Source organism: Leclercia sp. TB492, from assembly GCF_049974505.2.
Classification (GTDB): Bacteria; Pseudomonadota; Gammaproteobacteria; order Enterobacterales; family Enterobacteriaceae; genus Enterobacter; species Enterobacter adecarboxylatus_C.
Map to the genome: position 1 here is coordinate 3,297,406 of NZ_CM127572.1, position 16,039 is coordinate 3,313,444.

The following is a 16,039-nucleotide window of genomic DNA, read 5'->3' on the forward strand; positions in this document are numbered from 1 at the left end:
CGTCTGCCGCAGGTAAAAAAAAGAGGGTTATTACCGGTCGTTGTGTCGGCAATAACCCCGTCAGCCTTTAAGGGCGGCTTATTTTAATTCAGGCAGCTCCGTCTGTGAACGCTGTGCCTGATCGAGCGGTTGCGCTGCCGACGGCGCCTGAATATTCAGGCTCTTAAGCAGTTCGCCGGTTCGGGCGTTGATCCGGTAGGTGGTAAACATGTCCACAAACTGCAGCTCGACGTAACGGCGCTGGGCGCTGAACACTTCGTTTTCGCTGTCCAGCATATCGAGCAAGGTACGGTCGCCCAGGCTGAACTGCTCCTGATAGGCGCTCCGCACCTTCACGCTGCGATCGGCATAGTCTTTGGCGATAGGCACCTGTTGCCTGGCGTTTTTCAGGGCGTTCCAGGCCAGACGCAGCTCTTCGTTCAGCTGACGCTGGGCGTTATTTTTCACATCCTGCGCCTCTTTCATTTTGTAGGCGTAAGAGGTGAGCGTGGCCTGGTCGCTGCCGCCGTTGTACAGGTTGTAGCGCATACGCAGCATCGCCTGCCACTCCTGGCTGTGCCCGCGGGTGCCATCGATGTTGTTATCCATGGTACGACCGACTTCAACATTCACATCCGGGTAGAAGCGCGATTTTGCCGCCTCGTACTGCTGGCGGGTCGCTTCCACATCGGCATCGGCCTGCTTCAGCAGTGGGTTATTTTCCAGCATCACCGAACGCGCGGCGTCCAGCGAGGCAGGAACCACGATTTTAGTGGGCATCACCAGCGTATCAGGCTCTTTGCCGGTAATGCTCTGGTAGTTGGCACGGGAGTCTTCGAGGTTAGTTTGCTCGGTCAGCAGGTTGTTGCGCGCCTGCGCCAGGCGTGCTTCCGCTTGATCGAAGTCTGCCTGACGGCCCACGCCCTGCTCGGTACGCAGGCGGATCTGATCGAACACCCGCTCGTGATTCTTCAGGTTATCTTCTGCCAGCGCCACCATCTGCTGGCGCATCAGGACATCGAGATAGCTCTGGATCGCCTGCAGGGCGGTAGATTCGCTGGTATTCAGCACCGTCCAGGCACGCGAGTTGACCGTCGCTTTCTGGCGGCCCACTTCGCTGGTGGTCGCAAATCCATTGAAGACGTTCTGTCGCAGGTTGATGGCGGACTCGCTGCGGTGCAAATCACGCAGATGATCCCCTGCCGCACGGGTGCTGGCGTTATCGGTTTGCTCCCAGCCGGTACCGGCCGTGAGATCCAGCGTCGGCAGATAACCGCCTTTGGCGGCGCGGAGATCCTGATCTGCGGAATAGCGGCTGTTGACCGACGCGTTAACTTCCGGGTGCCATAACAGGCTATCTTTTACGGCCTGCTCCAGGGTAGTGGCCTGGCTCTGCGTGGCGCTCAACACCAGCGCCGCACCCATCACAATCTGACTATACTGTTTCATCTTGCTGTTTTTCCTTCATATCCCTTGATTGTTGGTCAATACCCACCAGAGAAAATCCCATTAGACCGAGGGAAAAAATGCATCCTGCGAGTTTATGATCGGACGGGATCCCTCGTCTGACCTGAATTCATCTCATTTTTGTTGCCGCGCAGAGCCCAACTGCACCCTGCGCGGCGGCGGATCAGACGTGCTCTTCCGGTTTCGCGATCAGATTATCCAGCATCGCGTCGTTACCGGCATCGTAACCGTCCGCTCCGGCTATCTCACCGCCTTCAGCGGGAACATGTTCGACCTCCGCCGGTCCCTCTGCCCCATCGCTCTGCGGACCGGCCTGAATCAGATTGCTGAGATCGTTATGCTCCTCGTCGTGGATGAGATCGCTGAAGTTCAGCTGCTCCTCCTGACCCGGGCTGGCGCTTTGCAGCGTGGCGAGGGACTCGCTCTGCGCATCGCCCAACAACGCATCACTGGCATGATCGGCCGATGCCGTCGACGTCTCGCTGTGCTCTGCGTTCGTGGTGTTGAGCATCAGATTGTCGTCATCGATTAACGAGGCGGCGCGATCGTCAGCATCCAGGCTGCTGGTGTGCGTCTGCTTATCGCTCTCCTCACCGTCATGATCGGGATGACTCTCCTCGACGCTGTGGCTGGCCATCAGAGAACGATCGTCGTCAACAGCGTCATCGGCATGCTCTTCCCCACCGTGGCTTTCGCTGACGAAGGTTCCGCCCTCTTTGCCGTCAACCGTGAATTCGGTTTCGTGCTGTTCGACAGCGGTAGAGTCCACTTCCAGCGTGACCTTACCAAAATCGCTGCTACCGGCCGGAAGTTCGACGCTGACCTGGCCGGTATAGTGCGAGGTATCGTTATCAAAGGTCAGGATGTAGACCCCTTTTTCCGCATCGTAAGTGACGCTGGTGTGGTTACCCGTAAAGGTCGCACCTTCAGGAATACCGTCCAGCGTGATGCTCCTCAGGTGGTCGGTGCTGTCTGAGCTTTCGAGATTCACGTCAAGGTTCAGGGTAGCCGTTGTGGTAACGGTGGTACTGCCCCCGTGCGAAGAGGATGGCCCGTCACCAAAAATAACGCCCTCAATGCCGTTGGCGTTCTGGAACGGCGACTTCCCGGTCTCATTATCAACCACATGCAGGTTATCTATGTCGTTGTTTTTGCCGTTCTGTGGATGATCGACCCCGGTGACGGTGTAGTCAGCCTCATTACCCTGAACAAAGATATAGTCCTTACCTACGCTGCTCTGCGGTAAGCCCTGGTTGCCGGTAATGCCGTTGAGCGGCCGGAAGTCATAGCGATCCTGCGGCCAGTCGCTCTGCTGGTAGTAGCCACCAGTATGGTCACCGACCACAAAGATATCGGTATGGGTCTTATCACCGTTATTGGCGTTGGCGTTACCCTGGCTGTTGTAGTAGTGGATCTGATCCGCGCTGTCAGCCTTCGGCACGAAGTCGCCCTGCACCTTGCCGTCCGGGCTATCCGGGGTCAGCCAGACGTGCACATTACTGCCGATCGCCACGATCACGCCGTTCTGAATATCGTAACCGTTCGGATCGCCGCTGCCGCCGTTAATGTGGATGATCTTGTCATCTGACGTCTCGGTCGTTTTACTGCCTGGCGTGACGGTAACGGTCAGTTTGATGTCGGAATCGGCGTCAGAATCTGCATCGGCATCGGCATCAGCATCGGCATCAGCATCGGCATCTGCGTCGGCGTCTGCGTCTGCATCTGCGTCTGCGTCTGCGTCTGCATCGGCATCGGCGTCGGCGTCAGCGTCAGAATCTGCATCTGCATCTGCATCAGCATCTGCATCAGAATCCGCGTCGGCATCCGCATCCGCATCTGCGTCCGCATCAGCATCCGCGTCGGCGTCGGCGTCGGCGTCAGAATCTGCATCCGCATCCGCATCGGCATCGGCATCTGCGTCCGCATCGGCGTCAGCATCGGCATCGGCGTCCGCATCCGCGTCGGCGTCGGCGTCGGCGTCGGCGTCAGAGTCTGCATCCGCATCCGCGTCGGCGTCGGCGTCGGCGTCAGAGTCTGCATCCGCATCCGCATCCGCGTCGGCGTCAGAATCTGCATCCGCATCGGCATCTGCATCTGCATCCGCGTCAGAATCGGCGTCCGCATCCGCATCCGCATCTGCATCTGCATCGGCATCGGCGTCCGCGTCAGAATCCGCATCAGCGTCAGAATCCGCATCGGCATCGGCATCTGCGTCAGCGTCCGCATCGGCGTCCGCATCCGCATCGGCATCAGCATCGGCGTCTGCATCAGCATCGGCGTCCGCATCAGAATCCGCATCTGCATCCGCATCTGCATCTGCATCTGCATCGGCGTCAGAATCAGCATCAGCATCGGCATCCGCGTCAGCGTCAGCGTCGGCGTCAGAATCCGCATCGGCATCGGCGTCGGCATCAGAATCGGCATCTGCATCTGCATCTGCATCAGCGTCCGCGTCGGCGTCGGCATCAGCGTCAGAATCTGCATCCGCATCTGCGTCTGCATCTGCATCTGCATCAGCATCGGCGTCGGCATCCGCATCCGCATCAGCGTCAGAATCTGCATCAGCATCAGCATCAGCATCAGCATCAGCATCAGCATCGGCATCTGCATCTGCATCTGCATCTGCATCTGCATCTGCATCCGAATCCGCGTCGGCGTCGGCGTCGGCGTCGGCATCAGCATCGGCATCAGCATCGGCATCGGCATCCGCGTCGGCATCTGCATCGGAATCTGCATCTGCATCAGCATCCGCATCGGAGTCCGCATCGGCATCTGCATCGGAATCTGCATCTGCATCAGCATCCGCATCGGAGTCCGCATCGGCATCAGCGTCAGAATCGGCATCTGCGTCTGCATCGGCGTCCGCGTCGGCATCCGCATCCGCATCCGCATCCGCATCGGCGTCGGAATCTGCATCGGCGTCGGCGTCAGCGTCAGCGTCAGCGTCAGCGTCAGAATCTGCATCTGCATCTGCATCTGCATCTGCATCAGCATCAGCATCAGCATCAGCATCTGCATCAGCATCAGAATCTGCATCTGCATCTGCATCTGCATCAGCATCAGCATCAGCATCAGCATCGGCATCCGCGTCGGCATCGGCATCAGCATCAGCGTCTGCATCCGCATCGGCGTCCGCATCGGCATCGGCATCCGCATCGGCATCGGCATCCGCATCCGCATCAGCGTCAGCGTCAGAATCGGAATCTGCATCCGCATCGGCGTCCGCATCGGAATCGGCATCGGCATCGGCATCGGCATCAGCATCGGCATCAGCATCAGCATCAGCATCAGCATCGGCATCAGCATCGGCATCGGCATCGGCGTCTGCATCCGCATCGGCGTCCGCATCCGCATCCGCATCGGAGTCCGCATCGGCATCAGCGTCAGAATCGGCATCTGCGTCTGCATCGGCGTCCGCGTCGGCATCCGCATCGGCGTCGGAATCTGCATCGGCGTCCGCATCGGAATCTGCATCTGCGTCAGCGTCCGCATCGGCATCGGCGTCCGCATCAGCGTCAGCGTCAGCGTCAGTGTCAGCGTCAGCGTCAGCGTCAGAATCTGCATCTGCATCGGCGTCGGCGTCCGCATCGGCATCGGCGTCCGCATCAGCGTCAGCGTCAGAATCTGCATCGGCGTCCGCATCCGCATCCGCATCCGCATCCGCATCCGCATCGGCATCGGCATCGGCATCGGCATCCGCATCGGCATCCGCATCTGCATCAGAGTCCGCATCCGCGTCTGCATCAGCATCGGCATCGGCATCAGAATCGGCATCTGCATCCGCATCGGCATCTGCATCCGCGTCGGCGTCAGAATCCGCATCAGCATCAGCGTCAGAATCGGCATCTGCATCTGCATCTGCATCTGCATCAGCATCAGCGTCGGCATCCGCATCTGCATCTGCATCTGCATCTGCATCTGCATCTGCATCTGCATCTGCATCTGCATCTGCATCAGCGTCGGCATCAGCGTCGGCATCCGCATCAGCATCAGCATCGGCATCAGCGTCGGCATCCGCATCCGCGTCAGCGTCAGAATCGGAATCTGCGTCCGCATCGGCGTCCGCATCGGCATCTGCGTCAGCGTCCGCATCGGCATCCGCGTCGGCATCAGCGTCAGAATCTGCATCGGCGTCGGCGTCGGCGTCGGAATCAGCATCAGCATCTGCATCCGCATCTGCATCTGCATCCGCATCTGCATCTGCATCTGCATCCGCATCGGCATCCGCATCGGCATCTGCATCAGCATCTGCATCCGCGTCAGCATCTGCATCCGCGTCGGCATCCGCGTCGGCATCCGCGTCGGCATCGGCGTCTGCATCCGCGTCAGAATCTGCATCCGCATCAGCGTCCGCATCCGAATCGGCATCGGCGTCCGCATCCGCGTCGGCATCAGCATCGGCATCAGCATCAGCGTCCGCATCTGCATCGGCGTCAGAATCCGCATCGGCATCCGCGTCAGAGTCCGCATCCGCGTCGGCATCCGCATCCGCATCCGCATCCGCATCCGCATCCGCATCCGCATCCGCATCCGCATCCGCATCCGCATCCGCATCTGCGTCCGCATCAGCGTCAGCGTCAGCGTCAGAATCGGAATCTGCATCCGCATCGGCATCCGCGTCAGCGTCGGCGTCGGCGTCGGAATCAGTGTCTGCGTCTGCATCAGAATCCGCGTCTGCATCCGCATCAGCGTCAGCGTCAGAATCGGAATCTGCGTCCGCATCGGCATCGGCATCGGCATCAGCATCTGCATCGGCATCGGCATCAGCGTCGGCATCCGCATCCGCGTCAGCGTCAGAATCGGAATCTGTGTCCGCATCGGCGTCCGCATCGGCGTCCGCATCGGCATCGGCATCGGCATCTGCATCGGCATCCGCGTCTGCATCGGCGTCTGCATCAGCATCGGCGTCCGCATCGGAATCTGCATCTGCGTCCGCATCGGCATCGGCATCGGCATCGGCATCAGAATCCGCATCCGCATCCGCATCAGCATCCGCGTCAGAATCGGCATCTGCATCTGCATCCGCATCGGCGTCGGCATCGGCGTCCGCATCCGCATCAGCGTCCGCATCCGAATCCGCGTCAGAGTCCGCATCAGCATCAGCATCAGCATCAGCGTCGGCGTCGGAATCAGCATCGGCATCCGCATCCGCATCAGCGTCCGCATCGGCATCAGCATCGGCATCTGCATCCGCGTCGGCGTCGGCATCGGCATCGGCATCGGCATCCGCATCAGCGTCAGAATCGGAATCTGCATCCGCATCGGCATCAGCGTCCGCATCGGCGTCGGCGTCGGCGTCGGCGTCAGAATCAGCATCGGCATCAGCGTCCGCATCGGCGTCGGCGTCCGCATCGGCGTCCGCATCGGCATCGGCATCGGCATCGGCATCAGCGTCAGAATCGGCATCAGCGTCCGCATCAGCATCAGCATCAGCATCAGCATCGGCATCAGCATCGGCATCGGCATCTGCGTCTGCATCGGCATCGGCGTCAGCATCTGCGTCGGAATCGGCGTCGGAATCGGCGTCGGCGTCAGCGTCAGAATCTGCATCCGCATCCGCATCCGCATCAGCGTCAGAATCTGCATCAGAATCCGCATCAGCATCAGCATCGGCATCGGCATCAGCGTCCGCATCGGCATCGGCATCGGCATCGGCGTCGGCATCGGCATCGGCATCGGCGTCGGCATCGGCATCAGCGTCAGCGTCCGCATCGGCATCGGCATCTGCGTCTGCATCGGCATCGGCGTCAGCATCTGCGTCGGAATCGGCGTCGGCGTCGGCGTCAGCGTCAGCGTCAGCGTCAGAATCTGCATCAGAATCTGCATCAGAATCCGCATCAGCATCAGCATCGGCATCGGCATCGGCATCGGCATCAGCGTCCGCATCGGCGTCGGCGTCCGCATCAGAATCCGCATCGGCATCGGCATCGGCATCGGCATCGGCATCAGCATCAGAATCCGCGTCGGCATCCGCATCTGCGTCCGCATCAGCATCCGCGTCGGCGTCGGCGTCAGAATCTGCATCCGCATCCGCATCGGCATCAGCATCGGCGTCAGAGTCTGCATCGGCATCCGCGTCAGAATCGGCATCTGCGTCGGCATCTGCATCGGCATCGGCGTCGGCGTCCGCATCTGCATCGGCATCGGCATCGGAATCGGCATCGGCATCGGCATCAGAATCAGAATCCGCATCGGCATCGGCATCCGCGTCGGCATCCGCATCCGCATCAGCATCCGCGTCGGCGTCGGCGTCGGCGTCAGAATCTGCATCCGCATCGGCATCTGCATCTGCATCCGCGTCAGAATCGGCGTCCGCATCCGCATCCGCATCTGCATCTGCATCGGCATCGGCGTCCGCGTCAGAATCCGCATCAGCGTCAGAATCCGCATCGGCATCGGCATCTGCGTCAGAATCCGCATCAGCGTCAGAATCCGCATCGGCATCGGCATCTGCGTCAGCGTCCGCATCGGCGTCCGCATCCGCATCGGCATCAGCATCGGCGTCTGCATCAGCATCGGCGTCCGCATCAGAATCCGCATCTGCATCCGCATCTGCATCTGCATCTGCATCGGCGTCAGAATCAGCATCAGCATCGGCATCCGCGTCAGCGTCAGCGTCGGCGTCAGAATCCGCATCGGCATCGGCGTCGGCATCAGAATCGGCATCTGCATCTGCATCTGCATCAGCGTCCGCGTCGGCGTCGGCATCAGCGTCAGAATCTGCATCCGCATCTGCGTCTGCATCTGCATCTGCATCAGCATCGGCGTCGGCATCCGCATCCGCATCAGCGTCAGAATCTGCATCAGCATCAGCATCAGCATCAGCATCAGCATCGGCATCTGCATCTGCATCCGCATCGGAGTCCGCATCGGCATCTGCATCGGAATCTGCATCTGCATCAGCATCCGCATCGGAGTCCGCATCGGCATCAGCGTCAGAATCGGCATCTGCGTCTGCATCGGCGTCCGCGTCGGCATCCGCATCCGCATCCGCATCCGCATCGGCGTCGGAATCTGCATCGGCGTCGGCGTCAGCGTCAGCGTCAGCGTCAGAATCTGCATCTGCATCTGCATCTGCATCAGCATCAGCATCAGCATCTGCATCAGCATCAGAATCTGCATCTGCATCTGCATCTGCATCAGCATCAGCATCAGCATCAGCATCGGCATCCGCGTCGGCATCGGCATCAGCATCAGCGTCTGCATCCGCATCGGCGTCCGCATCGGCATCGGCATCCGCATCGGCATCGGCATCCGCATCCGCATCAGCGTCAGCGTCAGCGTCAGCGTCAGCGTCAGCGTCAGCGTCAGAATCGGAATCTGCATCCGCATCGGCGTCCGCATCGGAATCGGCATCGGCATCGGCATCGGCATCAGCATCGGCATCAGCATCAGCATCAGCATCAGCATCGGCATCAGCATCGGCATCGGCATCGGCGTCTGCATCCGCATCGGCGTCCGCATCCGCATCCGCATCGGAGTCCGCATCGGCATCAGCGTCAGAATCGGCATCTGCGTCTGCATCGGCGTCCGCGTCGGCATCCGCATCGGCGTCGGAATCTGCATCGGCGTCCGCATCGGAATCTGCATCTGCGTCAGCGTCCGCATCGGCATCGGCGTCCGCATCAGCGTCAGCGTCAGCGTCAGTGTCAGCGTCAGCGTCAGCGTCAGAATCTGCATCGGCGTCGGCGTCCGCATCGGCATCGGCGTCCGCATCAGCGTCAGCGTCAGAATCTGCATCGGCGTCCGCATCCGCATCCGCATCCGCATCCGCATCCGCATCGGCATCGGCATCGGCATCGGCATCCGCATCGGCATCCGCATCTGCATCAGAGTCCGCATCCGCGTCTGCATCAGCATCGGCATCGGCATCAGAATCGGCATCTGCATCCGCATCGGCATCTGCATCCGCGTCGGCGTCAGAATCCGCATCAGCATCTGCATCTGCATCTGCATCCGCATCGGCATCGGCATCGGCATCAGCATCAGCATCAGCATCGGAATCGGAATCGGCGTCAGCGTCTGCATCCGCGTCGGCATCAGCGTCTGCGTCTGCATCTGCATCTGCATCCGAATCGTCAGTATCGAGCAGCGTTAATTCTTCCGGGGGCTCATCATCAGGAAAATCAAGGCCGATCGTCGGGTAACCTGCATTAGGGTCGACAATCTCAGCGGTTAAATCGAGCACGACGTGGGTATGCGACCCTCCGCCGCTGCCGCCTGGCTCACCCCCAGAATCACCGGGCTGAGGACCTGCGGCCGGCGCCTCCAGGGTTTGCGTCGGGTCCTGCCCGTCGGCAATGGCCTGCTGAATAGCTGCAACGTCCTGCTGCTGGGCCGCTGTGGCGTCGGTGGCCACATGCCCTGCGCTGTCCCAGTGGCTGTCACGGCCCAGATCTAACTGTTTGCCGTTCGCCAGCGATAAGGTAATCGCACCAGTTGCTCCCGTCTGGACTTGTTCCCCGTCGAGGACCCTGTCACCTTCCGTCAGCAACCGCGTGCTGCCATCAGGACTGACTGCGAATACCTGCCCTATTACTGCTTTGACGATCCCGGATACGCCGCTCATATATTTATCCCTCAATCCTTTTCACGCCCAATTCATCCATTGCTCAGGCTTAGAATGCTAAAAGAGAATTAAATCTGTATTAGTAATTTGCTGTGCAACTCTGACTACGATACGCCTTTCAGCAACAAATTTATTGATGCAGGCCCGAGTCAGGGCCTTATATTAATAGATGACATGAATGAAAAGAAATTTTAAAAGGTATGCCTATCAAAACAGGGAGCCAGACCATCGCCCCCTGGTCATTGTTGATTAATCCCTTCACGTAACGATAGGGATTAAATAAGCCCTTCATCATCCTCTGCGATTAACCCTTCCAGACCGCTCAGCGAGCGGCGCGCCTGCGCACGGCTGGTGAGTTTCGCCTGCGCAGCTGGCGGCAGATCGGTAATGGTGATCACGCCTTTGCTCATCAGCACCTCGATCAAGTCTTCAAGCACGCGCACCATTTCAAGGTCGCTCTGCCGCAGTTGATACAGCGTGGCTTCGCGGATCTCTCGCTGACGCATCCACTCGTCAATCTCGGGTGTGCACAGGTCATGCTGTTCCGTCATCGTGGAAAAAGGGGTCAGCTCCACCCGAATAATTCGTCTTTCCGTATCGCGTTCTACGTAATACATTTTCAGCCTCCGTTCAGCCTGTGAGGTTAATTTCCGCCCAGCGTACTGGCGTCAGCGAAATAGCGACCCATCGCGCCATGAAGGCCAATTTTTTCCAGAATCGTCAGTTCACCAGCTGTTTCCACACGTTCGGCAATAAGCGGCAGGTTAATCTGGCGTGTTGCCCAGTAAATTGCCTCAATAAACAGTTTTTTATCGTCCTCGCTGTCTATATCGCGAATATAACTGCCATCAACTTTAATCCAGGCCAGACCCCACTGCGGTAAATTGCCGATAAGGTGGAAACGACCACCAAAATGCTGGATCCCCAGACGACAACCCAATGCCTTCAGACGACTGACCAGCACGTTTACGCGCTCAACATCGGGAAGCTCATTTTCATCCAGCTCAAGAGTCAGCCATGTTGCCAGCTGCGGTGCACCTTTCAGCGGTTGCAGCAGAGCGTTCAGGCTCTGGTCGTCTCCGACGCTGGCGCCGCTGATACTGAGCGCCAGCGGGCGCGGCGATTTTGCCAGCTCTTGCAGGGTCTGTTGCAGCATCACGATGTCCATGCGACGGCTGAGATCGAGACGGTGGATCCACGGCATAAAGCGCCCCGCCGGCACCAGCTCACCCTCACGGGTTTTAATGCGGGCAAGGATCTTATGGTGCAGCACCACATGCGCGTTGTTGCACTCATACACCGGCTGCGAGAACAGCTCAAAGGTGCCATTGGTCAGCACGGTATCCAGGCGAGTGTACCAGCTGTGATGATCCTCTTCGCGCTCTCCGGTCGGTACGGTATCGGAGCTGGCAAAGAAGCGCATCTCGGTTTCCGCTCTCGCCAGCGCCTGGTCCGCCTGCGCCAGCACCGCCTGGGGGGTATCGCCCACGTTAAAAGGAACCAGCGCGAAGTGGGCGACCGGCGTCACGTCGCTCATGCCCGTCTCAGACAGCGCCTTCAGCTGGGTGCTGAGGGTGTTGCTCAGGTTATCGAGATCCTGCCCGAGGATCTGCGGGGAGATAATGGCGAACTCCCCGCCGCGCACGCGGGCAACAAAGCCTTCGTTGTGAAAATAGTTGCGCTGCAGGCCGGTCAGAATATCCGCCACCGCCACCAGCAGCCGATCGGATTTCGCCCCGCCCAGACGCTGGTTGAGGCCCATCAAATCCTGGACCCGCAGCAGCAGGATGTGCCCGCCGACGTTCTCTTCATCGCTCAGGCGCGACTGTAGCTGCATATCAAACGCGCGGCGGTTGCTCAGACCGGTCAGGCTGTCATGATAGGCCTCCTGACGCAGGGACTCGGTGCGCCGGGCCTGCTCGCTGAATAACGCTTTAAGCTGGGTCACCATCATGTTGGTGGCCTCAACGACCCGGCGCAGCTCCGGGGTCTTCGGCAGGGCCGGCACATTGAGGAACTCGCGGCGGCAGATGGCCATCGCCTGGTCGACAATATAGTTAAGCGGGCGCAGCCTGCGGCGTAATAGCAGGGTGGCGGCGAGCAGGAACAGTAGGCTACAGCCGGTCAGCCACAAAAAGCTGGCGACAATGCCGTTCCACAGGCGCGCCAGGGCAAACATCGGATGGCTGACCACTTCGACCCGGGCGACCTGGGTCCAGCCGCGCATCACGATGGCATCGCCTTCGCCAGGGCTAAGGTGCACCAGCCGCACGAACCACTGCGGGACGCGGGTATCCTGGGGCACATCGCTGCGCTCGATGATCGGTTTATTGGTCTTAATGTCGATCACGCGAATGCGATAGAAATAGCCGCTGTCGAAGATGGAGTTCACCATCAGCTCGGTCATGGTCGGGTCGTCGATATGGGTGGTCAGCGACAGCCCCAGCGCCGTCGCCGCATCCTGCGCGTGGGCGCTGAGCTGGTTGCGGTACTGCTCCCGTGAGCTTTCCAGGGTCACCACGAAGTTCCCGCAGAAAATGACGAACGTAAATAAACAGATGCCAATCAGTAGCTGTTTATAAAGAGACATGGCCCTATCCTATTCATTAATTACAAATCCTTCTGCACGCATTCGGGTGAGAAGATCCTGCCAGCGGGAGAGCCTTTTGCTGTCGCCCACGCGTTTGTTGCCGCCGGACTGCGGCAGCCAGAGCCCTTCGCCGTTAAACGCGTACACCGGAAGCAGGTCAGTACGCTGGGTGGCCGGCAGGATGGCGGTTTTAAGATTATCCAGAACCAGCGGGATCGCCGTGGGGGTGGAATACCATGTCACCACCATATGCGCCTGATTCAGTTCGAGTGCTTTTACATAGGTAATACGTAACTGGTTCGCAGGAACGCCCATTTCGCGCAGGGTAAAATATTTCGCCAGCGCAAAATCCTCGCAGTCCCCTGCCCCTTTACGGAGAAATTCAATCGGCGTTGCCCAGTAATCCTGCTGCTTCCAGACGACGATATCATCCCGGAAGGCCATTCTGGCGTTAAAAAACTGATTAACCTGCTTTAACTTGTCCTGGATCGTGCCCTGCGCTGGGTTGTTAAGCAAGGCCGCCCACTCATCGATCCGCTGCCGCGCGGCGGGGGTGGCCGGGCCATACAGCCGCTCGGTGCGGGTGCTGATGGCACTGAAATCCCACCCGGCGCCGAGCCCGGGGGAGATAACCAGCAATGCCACCAGCCAGAGCGACAACCAACGTCGACACTGCACTGAGATGAAGGAACGCAGAGGTCGCATGGGAGCGGCTTACTGCTCGCCTGACCGGGCGCGCCAGCGTTGACGATACGCGACATAGCCAGACAGGTAGTGCTCAACATCGTCGATCCGCACCCGGTAGCTATGGTGGCGAATAAAAAAACTGCCGACGATACGTGGCGGGTTTTTAAAGAACATCGCCAGCTCCGGCCAGAAAAAGCCATTAGCCAGGTAGCGGGCGCGGGTCTCCAGCGCCTGATTAAATACCGCCATGTCGAAGCCCGCCAGCAGGTGTTTATGCGGCGAGGTTTCAAGCCGCGCGATCATCCGTGATGCGGCCATCATCAGCTCCAGCAGCGTGGGATAGGTGGTAACCCGGTTCTGGACAAAATCGAGGTGGTCGCGCACGTTATCCAGCCCAAACTGGTAATAACGCTCCAGCGGCCGGTACAGCGTCAGCTCGTTCACGCAGTAGCTGAGCCAGTGATCGTGGGCCTGCCAGTGCTTCTGTTCGATAAAGTGATCCATTGCCCGCTCGACCATTGCCAGCCAGCGCGGCGCCTTTGTCAGCCCGTAGAGACGCATCAGCGCGAAGGCCGCTTCACCGTCGTAATAGATAATGCGGTGCGCCGCCTTCAGGGAGAGATCCTGGCCGTTCAGCACATGCACAAACCCACCCGTCTGGGGATCCTGCATAAAGCCAATCCCGTTCGCCAGCCGCGCCATCTGCTCCAGGTAGCGGGGATCGCCGGTCAGCTCGCTGTATTTCGCCATCGCCAGGATGCATACCGCGTTGCCGCCCAGCTTGATCTCATCCCCGGTATCCACCAGGAAATCGGCTTCGCTGCCATCCGGCAGGGTATAAGTGCGAATAAAGCTGGTGCAGAGATCGGCCAGCGCCCGCTCGATGGCCGCGAACTGCGCAGGCTGTCGCGTCACCTCCCAGCCTTCGAGCAGCGCATAGGTTGAGCTGGCGTGGCGCAGGGCGTTATAGGTCGGAATGGCGCGATCGAAGCAGGGGAACCAGCCGTACTGATAGCGCCCGGAAGGGGTAATCTGGCGCGCCAGATAATCAGTGGCCGAGGCGATCATCGGATCCAGCGCCGTCGCCTGCCAGTCGGGTAGCTGGCGGTAACCGCTGTTACGCCCGATCGACTCAACAGGCAACAGCTGCTCGCCATCGCAGAAAAAGGCCCGGGTGGTGAAACGCCAGAGTGCCTGGTCAGGCTGTTCGGGCCAGCTCAGCACCGCCCCGAAGCGACGACGGGTAAAATGGGCCAGGTTGTTAGCATTCGGCGTGGCGACGCCGTGATCGCCGTGATAGAGCAGCGCGTTGGCGGCAATTTCCTGCTCCAGCATGGCGTAGCGAAATGCCGGATCGAAGCTCAGGCCATAGCGAAAATAGTTACGTTTTGTTTTGGCTAACTGGGCTTGCAGCGTGTCCCAGCGCAGCGCTTTCACTTTATCGACGAGGTCAACCCGCAGCCAGCGGACGTTAGCTCCGCTCTGCTGTTGCCACTGTTGTAGCGCCCCGGCGCCCTGCTGCCAGGCCTGATCAAAGGTATCGCCATGACCCTGCACAATGTGCGCACGGTTTTGACTGTCGGAAGCACTAAAAAAGATCGCCCAGGAGGGGCAAACGGGCGGTTTAGGCGCAACGTCCAGCAATTCCATCGCCGGGCGGGTCTGCGCAAGTAAGTCGCTGAGCGGCATGTTAACTCCTGATAACGCCAGAGGAATCCTGTCAGAAAAATCCTAACCGATGATAACATTATGTGTAATGCGTTGTGTATTCTGTATGTCTATTGTTTCTGCCGGGGAGGTATTGTGAGTCGATGTTCCAGGGTAGGGTTTCTGCTGCTGATAAGCGCTTTCGCTCACGCTGAAGAGCCGCTGCTGTGGAACCAACCGGCCAGCCGACAACACTGCCCCTCCAGCAACGACGCCGCCTGGGTGCAGTACCCGAGCGGCGAGGCCTGCATGCGCTATTTCAGCGCCGGGAATCTGCGTGACGCCCCGCTGGCGCTGGTGGTGTTGAAAGGCGACCGGGTCTCACAGATAAAGCGTTCACCCGACGCCATCCCCGGCAACACTGCCGGTGCCCAGCGCCGACTGGCCCGCACCATGCTGCGCCAGACCGGGCTGCCAACGATTGTTATCGCCCGCCCCGGCACCTACGGCTCCAGCGGCAACCACTACCGTCGTCGTCAGTTGGAAGAGTTTCAGGCGATCGCGGCCGCCCTTGACGCCATCAAAGCCCGCTACGGTATTCAGCGTTTTATCCTCAGCGGTCACAGCGGCGGCTCAACCGCCGCCTCGGCGCTGCTGACCACCGGCCGTCGCGATATCGACTGCGCGGTACTTTCCTCCGGCGCCTGGGGATTGCTGGAGCGGGCGCAGCGTTTACGTCTGCGCCAGGGCAAAGCTCTGACACCGGCACTGGACACCACCGGGCTCCCGCACCCATGGGATCCGCTCGATCATCTTGACGGGATCGCCGCCGATCCTCTGCGGCTGATCATGGTGATCGGCAGCCCACAGGATCGCAATACGCCGTTCGATCTGCAGGCGCGCTTTGCCGCTGCGCTGCGGGAACATGGCCACCGGGTGGAACTGCTGGAACGCCCCGCCGCCCCGCCGATGTACCACAATCTGCTGGGTAATGCCGCGGTCAACGCCATTCGTCTTTGTCCGCAGCGCGGACATATCCCAAAATCCTGAGGATACAACCCTGCGCCCCCGCCCGTGGTAGTGATAAACGCAGGCTGACC

General features: G+C 60.0%; 8 protein-coding genes. 1 reads left to right on the forward strand and 7 read right to left on the reverse strand.

The features are described 5' to 3' along the window. Positions 1-78 precede the first annotated feature (78 nt). From ACP4QI_RS15600 to ACP4QI_RS15630, 7 genes are all read right to left on the reverse strand, one after another. Complete coding sequence (locus ACP4QI_RS15600) at positions 79-1,428, reverse strand: TolC family outer membrane protein (protein ID WP_142486611.1); 1,350 nt, start codon at positions 1,426-1,428, stop codon at positions 79-81. 181 nt (positions 1,429-1,609) lie between these two features. Beyond that, positions 1,610-2,959, reverse strand: a complete 1,350-nt coding sequence (locus ACP4QI_RS15605; RefSeq protein ID WP_445730296.1) for a hypothetical protein — start codon at positions 2,957-2,959, stop codon at positions 1,610-1,612. Positions 2,960-3,072: 113 nt separating this feature from the next. Further along, on the reverse strand, positions 3,073-9,516 hold the full coding sequence (locus ACP4QI_RS15610; RefSeq protein ID WP_445730297.1) for a hypothetical protein: 6,444 nt from the start codon (positions 9,514-9,516) through the stop codon (positions 3,073-3,075). A 774-nt stretch (positions 9,517-10,290) separates the two neighbouring features. Then, positions 10,291-10,632, reverse strand: a complete 342-nt coding sequence (locus ACP4QI_RS15615) for a tryptophan synthase subunit beta (protein WP_142486613.1) — start codon at positions 10,630-10,632, stop codon at positions 10,291-10,293. A 26-nt stretch (positions 10,633-10,658) separates the two neighbouring features. Further along, complete coding sequence (gene lapD, locus ACP4QI_RS15620; protein ID WP_426495810.1) at positions 10,659-12,605, reverse strand: cyclic di-GMP receptor LapD; 1,947 nt, start codon at positions 12,603-12,605, stop codon at positions 10,659-10,661. 9 nt (positions 12,606-12,614) lie between these two features. Next, positions 12,615-13,310: a cysteine protease LapG gene (lapG, locus tag ACP4QI_RS15625; protein WP_156264307.1), complete on the reverse strand. Its 696-nt coding sequence runs from the start codon at positions 13,308-13,310 to the stop codon at positions 12,615-12,617. A gap of 9 nt (positions 13,311-13,319) precedes the next feature. Then, positions 13,320-14,981, reverse strand: coding sequence for a Mur ligase (locus ACP4QI_RS15630; protein ID WP_426495811.1), 1,662 nt, complete (start codon positions 14,979-14,981; stop codon positions 13,320-13,322). Between the two features lie 114 nt (positions 14,982-15,095). On the opposite strand from ACP4QI_RS15630, the gene ACP4QI_RS15635 reads away from it, so the two are divergent. Continuing rightward, positions 15,096-15,989 (forward strand): alpha/beta hydrolase family protein, encoded by an 894-nt coding sequence (locus ACP4QI_RS15635; RefSeq protein WP_260609657.1) that lies wholly within the window; start codon positions 15,096-15,098, stop codon positions 15,987-15,989. Positions 15,990-16,039 lie beyond the last annotated feature (50 nt).

Coding starts and splice junctions, on each gene's coding strand:
- lapG (WP_156264307.1), bottom strand. CDS start 13,310: ATGCGACCTCTGCGTTCCTTCATCTCAGTGCAGTGTCGACGTTGGTTG.
- ACP4QI_RS15610 (WP_445730297.1), bottom strand. CDS start 9,516: ATGCAGATGCAGATGCAGACGCAGACGCTGATGCCGACGCGGATGCAG.
- ACP4QI_RS15615 (WP_142486613.1), bottom strand. CDS start 10,632: ATGTATTACGTAGAACGCGATACGGAAAGACGAATTATTCGGGTGGAG.
- ACP4QI_RS15600 (WP_142486611.1), bottom strand. CDS start 1,428: ATGAAACAGTATAGTCAGATTGTGATGGGTGCGGCGCTGGTGTTGAGC.
- ACP4QI_RS15630 (WP_426495811.1), bottom strand. CDS start 14,981: ATGCCGCTCAGCGACTTACTTGCGCAGACCCGCCCGGCGATGGAATTG.
- lapD (WP_426495810.1), bottom strand. CDS start 12,605: ATGTCTCTTTATAAACAGCTACTGATTGGCATCTGTTTATTTACGTTC.